At 44.8% G+C, this 8863-nt stretch carries 4 protein-coding genes and 2 rRNA genes; 4 read left to right on the top strand and 2 right to left on the bottom strand.

What is annotated here, in order from left to right; genetic code table 11:
• Together FXW07_RS16900 and FXW07_RS16895 are read right to left on the bottom strand one after the other, a co-directional pair.
• A 23S ribosomal RNA gene (locus tag FXW07_RS16900) occupies window positions 1-531 on the bottom strand; the annotation flags it as partial.
• Window positions 532-740: 209 nt separating this feature from the next.
• Window positions 741-2218 (bottom strand): 16S ribosomal RNA (locus tag FXW07_RS16895).
• Between the two features lie 825 nt (window positions 2219-3043).
• Here FXW07_RS16895 and FXW07_RS16890 point away from each other — a divergent pair.
• From FXW07_RS16890 to FXW07_RS16875, 4 genes are all read left to right on the top strand, one after another.
• Window positions 3044-4552: a 2-isopropylmalate synthase gene (locus FXW07_RS16890; protein ID WP_048116644.1), complete on the top strand. Its 1509-nt coding sequence runs from the start codon at window positions 3044-3046 to the stop codon at window positions 4550-4552.
• Between the two features lie 154 nt (window positions 4553-4706).
• A complete protein-coding gene (locus FXW07_RS16885; RefSeq protein ID WP_255679115.1) occupies window positions 4707-5465 on the top strand; it encodes a TatD family hydrolase in 759 nt (252 codons plus the stop codon).
• A 182-nt stretch (window positions 5466-5647) separates the two neighbouring features.
• Window positions 5648-6289, top strand: coding sequence for an MBL fold metallo-hydrolase (locus FXW07_RS16880; RefSeq protein ID WP_229396594.1), 642 nt, complete (start codon window positions 5648-5650; stop codon window positions 6287-6289).
• A gap of 402 nt (window positions 6290-6691) precedes the next feature.
• A complete protein-coding gene (locus tag FXW07_RS16875) occupies window positions 6692-8569 on the top strand; it encodes a YgiQ family radical SAM protein (RefSeq protein ID WP_229396604.1) in 1878 nt (625 codons plus the stop codon).
• The last annotated feature ends 294 nt before the right edge of the window (window positions 8570-8863 follow it).

Below are 8863 nucleotides of genomic sequence, written 5' to 3'. Positions count from 1 at the left end.
CTATCAGGTTTCAGGCACTTTGCACCTCCCTTCTCGGGGTACTTTTCAGCGTTCGGTCACCCTACTATTTCGCTATCGGTCTCAAGTAGTATTTAGTTTTGGAGGTTGGTGCCCCCCAGATTCCCGCACGATATCCAACGCACGGTACTCAGGGACATGTTCCGGTCTTTTGGTTTACACATACGTGACTGTCACACTCTACGGTCTGCCGTTTCAGGCAAGTTCTGTTTAGCCGCCGGACGTTTGAACAGCCCTACAACACCACATTTCCCTGTGAAGGGATTCGGTTTGAACTGTRCCGTTTTCACTCGCCGTTACTCACGGTATCTCGGTTGATTTCTTTTCCTGCTCCTACTGAGATGTTTCAATTCGGAGCGTTCCCGATCATTACTGATCACTATGGAGAGGTCCCATTCGGAAATCCCGGGTTCATTGGCTCCTTGCACCTACCCCGGGCTTATCGCAGCTTGGCACGTCCTTCATCAGCTCTTGAGCCGAGCCATCCACCTGAYAGCATAATTCCTGTGTATCCTAACCAGGTCCAGAAAGCGTCCAGTATACAGCACCTATACAYGACTTCATGTACCTGCGTGTCARMGCAGGCAATCCGCCCTTCCCCGAAAATTTACTTTCCGGGTGCATTTGATGAGTTTGARTTGATCATGTGATTATGATCGATGATTTTAATGGTGAGGATTTTGTTCGGTTTATCGGCATCTGGGCAGTGGGTTTTTTTGCTTAGGAGGTGATCCAGCCGCAGATTCCCCTACGGCTACCTTGTTACGACTTAACCCCCCTTGCAAAGCACAGGTTCGAACACGACACAGAGTTCGTGCCCTCACCCATACCTCACTCGGGTGGTTTGACGGGCGGTGTGTGCAAGGAGCAGGGACGTATTCACCGCGCTATATTGAAACGCGATTACTACGGATTCCAGCTTCACGAGGGCGAGTTACAGCCCTCGATCCGAACTAAGGATGGGTTTGTGAGATTACCAGCCCTTTTCAGGGGAGGGACCCATTGTCCCATTCATTGTAGCCCGCGTGTAGCCCGGGAAATTCGGGGCATACTGACCTACCGTGGCCCGCACCTTCCTCCGATTTAACACCGGCGGTCCCCACAGAGTACCCATCATCCCGGAGGATATGCTGGTAACAGTGGGCACGGGTCTCGCTCGTTGCCTGACTTAACAGGATGCTTCACAGTACGAACTGGCGACGGCCATGCACCTCCTCTCAGCGATTCAGGCAAGGTCTTCAGCCTGGCCTACATWTTGCTGTCGTCCCCGGTGAGTTGTCCGGCGTTGAGTCCAATTAAACCGCAGGCTCCACCCGTTGTTGTGCTCCCCCGCCAATTCCTTTAAGTTTCAGCCTTGCGGCCGTACTTCCCAGGTGGCTCGCTTCACGGCTTCCCTGCGGCACCAGACACGGTCGCGCCATGCCTGACACCTAGCGAGCATCGTTTACGGCTGGGACTACCCGGGTATCTAATCCGGTTCGTGCCCCCAGCTTTCGTCCCTCACCGTCGAACCCGTTCTGGTAAGACGCCTTCGCCACAGGTGGTCCCACAGGGATTACAAGATTTCACTCCTACCCCTGTAGTACCTCTTACCTCTCCCGGTTCCAAGTCTGGCAGTATCCCCCGAAAGCCTAATAGTTGAGCTATCAGATTTCCCGGAGGACTGACCAAACCGGCTACGGACCCTTTAGACCCAATAATCACGATCACCACTCGGGCCGCCGGTGTTACCGCGGCGGCTGGCACCGGTCTTGCCCGGCCCTTGCTAACAGGTGTATTTTACACACCTGGACAGCCAGCATATGATGCTAGCACTCGGTGTCCCCTTATCACGGTTTCCCGCATTGTAAAGTTTTCGCGCCTGCTGCGCCCCGTAGGGCCTGGATTCATGTCTCAGAATCCATCTCCGGGCTCTTGCTCTCACAACCCGTACCCGTTGTAGGCTAGTAGGTACATTACACCCACTACTACCTGATAGGCCGCAGACCCATCCTTGGGCAGACGAATCCATTTTACGCATAAAGCATTCCAGCATATGTGCGTTATCCGGAATTATCCCCAGTTTCCCGGGGTTATGCCGGACCCAAGGGCAGGTTATCCACGTGTTACTGAGCAGTACGCCATGTTCACGAAGAACATATGACTCGCATGGCTTAGGCGAACACCGATAGCAGTAACCTCTGGCAGGATCAACCAGAATTGTTAATGTATCGCACACTTCAAAATAAAGGTCTTGGTCGCAGAAACTTGCACTAACAACTATCAATTCAGTTATTTCAGTTTCGCGATGATGTGTTATGAAAACTCTCACCGCCCAGAATTAACCGAACCGACAAAATCCTCGTCAGTCAGGAAACAACTCCTGACTCCATTAAAAGATGAAAGAGATTTGTATCTACGCAATTAGTTTGCGCAGGGTCATATACAAGGTATTTCTTATATATAAAGCTTTGTGTTATTCACCTCGACACAATCGCTTGTGTGAGGGATGTATACAAGACATTTCTTGTATATAAAGCTTTGTATTGCTTTCCCCAGAACATTGAAGATGTACGAGGAAGTTATACAACGCATTGATTGTATATAAAACTTCTCCTGCAAAGGAGATTGAACAATGTTGAAAGAGGGAAATGAGAAGAGTTAAAAGATTTCAAAAGAGTTGTGCTTTCGAATCCTTAACTTTATCCGTTTTTATGAGTCATTGTTTCAGAAAAACAATGTCTACAGGCACCTTCTGTTTCCGTTTTTCAGGTTCGTTTTTCCGGTACCTTTGAATTCCGTTTTTCAAGTCCCGTTTTTCAAGTTTCGTTTTTCATCCTCATAGATGTTGTGTTACACCTTGAGAAGCAACCCTAGAATGGGGCATCTAGTATATATAATTTTCCGTCGAGAAATTGAAAAACAAAACTTAATATTAAATATAAAAGAACTCTCGTGAGATTTATATACTAGGAATTAACATTCAACTAAATGATTACTATGAATGTAAGAACTGAAAGAAGGGATCGATTTTTACATCGAACCTATGAGGAATAAAAAGGTAACTGTTTTTGACACAACACTGCGTGACGGAGAACAAACCCCTGGTGTATCTCTAACTTCTGCCCAGAAGCTGGAAATTGCCCGTCAACTTGACAAACTTGGGGTAGACATTATAGAAGCTGGATTTCCTATCTCATCAGAAGGAGATAAAGAATCCGTAAAATCTATTTCTAATGACGGACTGGACCTTGAGGTTTGTGGACTTGCCCGTGTATTGAAAAAAGATATTGATGCCTGTTTTGACAGTGATGTAGGACTTGTGCATACTTTCGTCCCTACTTCTGAAGTACAGCGGACATACACCATCAAAAAAAGCCAGGAAGAAGTTATCCAAATGGCTGTGGAGGCTGTCCAGTACATTAAAGATAATGGGAGAAGATGTATGTTTTCTGCAATGGACGCTACGAGAACCGAACCTGAATATCTCATAGAGGTTTTCAAAGCAGTGCAGGAAGCAGGATGCGATATCATTAATGTGCCAGATACCGTTGGCGTTATGGTTCCATCAGCAATGTACAGGCAGATAAAGGACATCGCGACTGAAATAACGATTCCTATTGATGTACACTGCCATAACGATTTCGGGCTTGCTGTAGCAAACAGCCTTATGGCAGTCGAAGCAGGTGCATCTCAGGTTCAGGTCACAATAAATGGAATAGGTGAAAGAGCAGGAAACGCCGACCTTTCCCAGACAGTCATGAGTCTGACCTCAATCTACGGGGCAAAAACAAATATTCACACTGAGTATCTTGTAGAAACCTCGAAAATGATTGAAAACTATACTGGAATCAGGCTGCCTCCAAATACACCTGTCGTAGGTCAAAACGCCTTTTCCCATGAGTCAGGAATCCACAGCCAGGGAGTACTCGAAAAATCCGATACTTTCGAGCCCGGAATAATGACACCGGAAATGGTAGGACACAAACGGCGTATTGTCCTTGGTAAGCATACAGGTAAACATGCAGTCAAGCAATCTCTCGAATCTGCAGGCATAATCAGCAGTGACAAACAGCTTGATGAAATTGTATCCAGAATTAAGGAGATTGCAAATAAAGGAAAGCACATTACAGATGCAGACCTTTATGCTGTTGCCTCTGCCGTGCTTGGGAAAGCAAGTTCAGAAGAAGAACTGATTAAACTCAAAGAAGTTTCTGTAATGACAGGAAATATCCTGACACCGACTGCAGTAGTCAAAGCAGATATCCAAGGCAAAGAAATCATTGCAGCAAAGACAGGGGTTGGCCCTGTAGATGCCGCCCTCAAAGCAGTAAGGGATATCCTGGGAGAAAGTAATCACTTCAGACTCCAGGAATTCAGGATCGATGCAATTACAGGTGGAGCAGATGCCCTTGCAGATGTATACATAGGTCTCGAAAATGAAAAGGGCAGAGTCGTAACTGCACGGTCTGCAAACCCTGACATAGTTATGGCCTCTGTAGAAGCTCTTGTAAATGCTATGAACCTGCTGTATAAGAGAGAAGAAAAAAGCTAAAATTGACAACTTGGGCTGGCCAAAACAGACTGGCAGGCTTGAGTGCTATAATTAAAAAAACAAAAAACCGGATAAGAGCTGCATACTCATTTTCGGGTCTGTATTCCATAATCATGTGTAAAAAGTAAAATAAAATGAGATGGAATACAGACCCATGCCTTATCCAATTATTGATTCTCATTGTCATCTTGATTTTCCCAAATTTAACCGCGATAGGGAAGAGACTATTCTACGAGCCAGAGAGGCAGGAGTTGTCGGAATGATCAACTCCGGGATTTCCCTGAAAGGCAACCGCATTAGCCTTGAACTTGCGGAAAATAATGAAGATATTTATGCCACACTTGGCCTGAATCCTGATATTGGCAGGGAAGGCGAAGATAAAGAGATAAATGATATTCTTGTCCAGATTGAGGCAAATGCAGGAAAAGCAGTTGGAATCGGGGAAGCAGGACTGGATTTTCAGGACTGCAAAACAAACGAGGAACGCGAGAGACAGACTGCTGCATTCAAAAAGGTAATTGAGCTTGCAAAAGATCTGAACAAACCTCTGATCGTGCACGCCCGAATGGCTGAAGCGGAAGTGTTGAAACTTGTCAAAGACGTGGACACGGTAATCTATCACTGCTATAGCGGCCCTGTTGAGACCATGAAGGAAATCGTGGATATGGGATACTATATTTCCCTGGCAACTCTTGTATGCTTTTCCGAACATCACCAGACTCTTGCAGAAGCAGTCCCGCTTGAAAACTTGCTTCTGGAAACCGACAGTCCCTTCCTTTCTCCCCGCAAAGGCAGAAACGAGCCTGCCTTCATAGTAGACTCCGTTCCGGTAGTAGCACAACTTAAGGATATGGAGCCAGCAGAAATTGCAAAATCGACTACTGAAAATGCGCGCAGAGCTTTTAATATCTAAATTATCAGACATAGTGCTCAGACATATTAAAACCAAAGAGTGAACTAACAGGAAGGAAAGTGTAAGGAAAGTTAAGGAAAGTTAAGGAAAGTTAAGGAAAGTGTAAGAAAGAGAAGTTACACAGAAAGTGCAGGAAATGGCAGCAAGGAAAAAAGAGAAAGAGAAGTGAAAGAGGAAAAACTATGGAAGTCCGGTATATTTGCCCTACAGCTTACGATTCCAGTGTCTATCTGGTAAATGGGAAAGTGCTGATCGATACAGGGATGAACAGCGACCTGATTATCAAGCAACTGGAGAAATATATAAAGCTAACCGACATCGAATTAATAGTCCTGACACACTGTCATTATGATCATACCGCAGCAGCCGCAGTTATTGCAGAAAGAACCGGTGCAAAAGTCGGAATACATAAAGCTGACCTGGAAGGCATAAATGATGAATACCTCAGCGTGGCCGTGATTTTTGGGGAGCGAGCTCCTGAGGTCAAGCCCACAATTACATATGAAGAAGGAGATAAAATTAACATCGGAAATGGGGAATACCTAGAAGTAATCCATACGCCGGGTCACTCAAAAGGAAGTATCTGCCTCTATGAACCTGTTTCAAAAAGTCTTTTCTCCGGAGACACTGTGTTTCCAGGCGGGGGATTCGGAAGAACGGACTTTGAGGGTTCGGAACCTGAAAAGATGGCTAGCTCAATAGAAAAACTCACAAAACTGGACGTAAAAGCTCTGTATTCTGGACATGGAGCTCCTACAGATAGGGATGGGAACAACCAGATTATGGCTTCGTACAGAATGCTAAAAATGATGATGGGCGAATAAAAGCGAATAAAAATACGAAAATGAGGAGCCTTAAAGCAAATTATGGCCAAAGATACAGCAATTTCAAAGAAGAATAAGAACTTAAGCTCGGAAAAACCAAATAAAGAAAGAACGAGCAGAAAACCCAGTTCTTTTGTTCCAAAAAAAGCTGAAGCGAAGCAAAAAACAAAAGAAGAAGCTAAATTAGGCGCAAATCCCAGAATGAAATTTGATAAAACCAAAGGAAAAGAAGCAGAAATAAAGTTCTCAGAAGTAAAGTTCTCAGAAGTAAAGATCTCAAACGGAAAGTCCCCAACAGCAGTGGGAAGAAAACCAGGGAAAGGATCTGAGACCAAACACAGGAAGAAGGAAAGAAAAGAAAAATACATTTCTTCCCGCATACCTGCATCGAAATTTCTTCCAATGAGCCCTGAGGAAGTGAAAGTTCGCGGCTGGAAAGAGCTTGATATTATTCTGATTTCTGGGGATGCCTATATAGACCATTCCAGTTTTGGCACGGCAATAATAGGAAGAGTTCTTGAAGATGCAGGTTTTAGAGTAGGAGTAATTGCCCAACCGCGCTGGGATAGCCCTGAAGATTTCAAAAAACTTGGAAAGCCCAGACTCTTTTTTTCCGTAAGTGCAGGAAATACCGATTCTATGGTCAGCAACCTGACTCCGGGCCTGAAACCACGCGAAAAGGACGTTTACTCCCCTGGAGGAAAAGCAGGGCTTCGTCCGAACCGCGCCGTGATAATTTATTCTAACAGGATAAAAGAGGCATTCCCTGAAGTGCCTATAGTAATGGGAGGCATTGAAGCTTCCTTACGTCGCTTTGCCCATTATGACTATCTTTCGGATAAGGTCAGGCAATCCATTCTGGCTGACGCACCTGCTGACCTCATAGTCTACGGCATGGGGGAGCTTCAGGTCGTGGAAATTGCAAAAAGACTGCAAGCAGGGGAAGATATCAGAAATATCAGAGATATTCCGGGTACAGTATGGAAGATGGAAGTTAAAGCCTGGAAAGAACTCAAGGAAAGGGCCGAAAAGTCAGAAAAGGAAATACCGGAAAAGGAAAAACTTGAACAAAAAGACGAGAAAATAGCTGAGGATGCAGCCACATTTTTAAAGCAATATCTCGAAATTCCTTCCTTTTCAGAGGTTTCTCAGGATAAAACGGCCTTTGCAAAGGCTTTTCGCATTTATTTTGCGGAACAGAATTCTGTTACTGGAAAAGGAATTGTTCAGCCTCACCCGAAAACCGTAATCGTGCAGAACAGGCCAATGCGCCTCCTGACTGAAGCTGAGATGGATCATGTATATGAACTGCCGTTCACTGGGGAAACACACCCTTCATATACTGAACCCGTTCCTGCTCTGGAAATGGTAAAATTCTCCCTTACAACGCACAGAGGCTGTTTCGGAGGCTGCGCTTTCTGTGCAATTACAGAACATCAGGGGCGCATGATTGCAAGCCGCAGTATTGAATCTGTCCTGCGTGAAGAAAAAAAGCTAACGGAAAAACCTGATTTCAAGGGCATTATTAACGGAGTTGGCGGCCCAAGTGCAAACATGTACGGTATGGAGTGTAAAACCTGGGAGAAAAAAGGAGCCTGCCTGGACAAATCATGCCTTTATCCTCGCATTTGCCCTGCTCTGGATACCAGCCACAAAAAGCTGCTTGAACTCTTACGCCGCCTGCGCGAACTTCCAGGAGTTAAGCATGTCTTTACAGGTTACGGGGTACGCTATGACCTGGCGCTTAAGGACGAAGAGTATCTTGAAGAGCTTTGCACTTACCATATCAGCGGACAATTGCGGATTGCACCTGAACACTTTTCAAGGCAGGTCACAAATGTAATGTGTAAGCCAGGCAGGGAAGTCTACGAGAAATTTACCCAAAAATTTACAGATGTCAACCGGAAGTGCGGCAAAGAACAGTACATCGTAAACTACTTGATGTCAGGACACCCGGGCTGTACCCTTGAAGATATGATAGAAATGGCGGAGTATGTGCGGGACCATGGTGGCTACACTGAACAGGTACAGGACTTCACCCCAACGCCTATGACCGTATCGACATGCATGTATTATACAGGACTGGACCCATTCACAGGCAAAAAAGTATACGTTGCGAAAGGTAAAAAAGAAAAAGCCATGCAGAGAGCCCTTATGCACTACAGGAACCCTGCAAATTACGAGCTTGTATATGAAGCTCTTGAGAAGGCAGGAAGACTTGACCTTGTAGGGAATGCTCATAAGTGTTTGATAAGGAGAAAGGAAAAAAGGCAAAAGTAAGCGAGAAAGGTAATCGGTGAAGGTAAAGTTGTTCGTATAGAAATTAGAGTGAATTGATGATAGTATACTGAAAGTTATGTAAATTCCAATTTGTGATACATAGGCTTTGTTGTAAAACCTATGTATGATCTTGGATATTTCCAACAACTGTGGTAAAAAATAGTAATTTTATAATATTGATAAATTTTCCTCAGATATTTTGCCTTTTTTATCATTCTATAGATTTAAATATTCATTTGGATTACGAGAATAGAATAAATGAAAATATGCATAAACAAATAATTTCTATTTTAC

The sequence above is a fragment of the Methanosarcina sp. DH1 genome, from assembly GCF_020804205.1.
Taxonomy (GTDB): Archaea; Halobacteriota; Methanosarcinia; order Methanosarcinales; family Methanosarcinaceae; genus Methanosarcina; species Methanosarcina vacuolata.
Note: the sequence above shows the minus strand (reverse complement) of the source record. Positions and strands in the feature narration are given on the sequence as shown.

What these genes read in the sequence shown, in the direction of transcription:
- FXW07_RS16875 (WP_229396604.1), top strand. Translation starts at nt 6,692, where the DNA reads ATGAGCCCTGAGGAAGTGAAAGTTCGCGGCTGGAAAGAGCTTGATATT.
- FXW07_RS16885 (WP_255679115.1), top strand. Translation starts at nt 4,707, where the DNA reads ATGCCTTATCCAATTATTGATTCTCATTGTCATCTTGATTTTCCCAAA.
- FXW07_RS16880 (WP_229396594.1), top strand. Translation starts at nt 5,648, where the DNA reads ATGGAAGTCCGGTATATTTGCCCTACAGCTTACGATTCCAGTGTCTAT.
- FXW07_RS16890 (WP_048116644.1), top strand. Translation starts at nt 3,044, where the DNA reads ATGAGGAATAAAAAGGTAACTGTTTTTGACACAACACTGCGTGACGGA.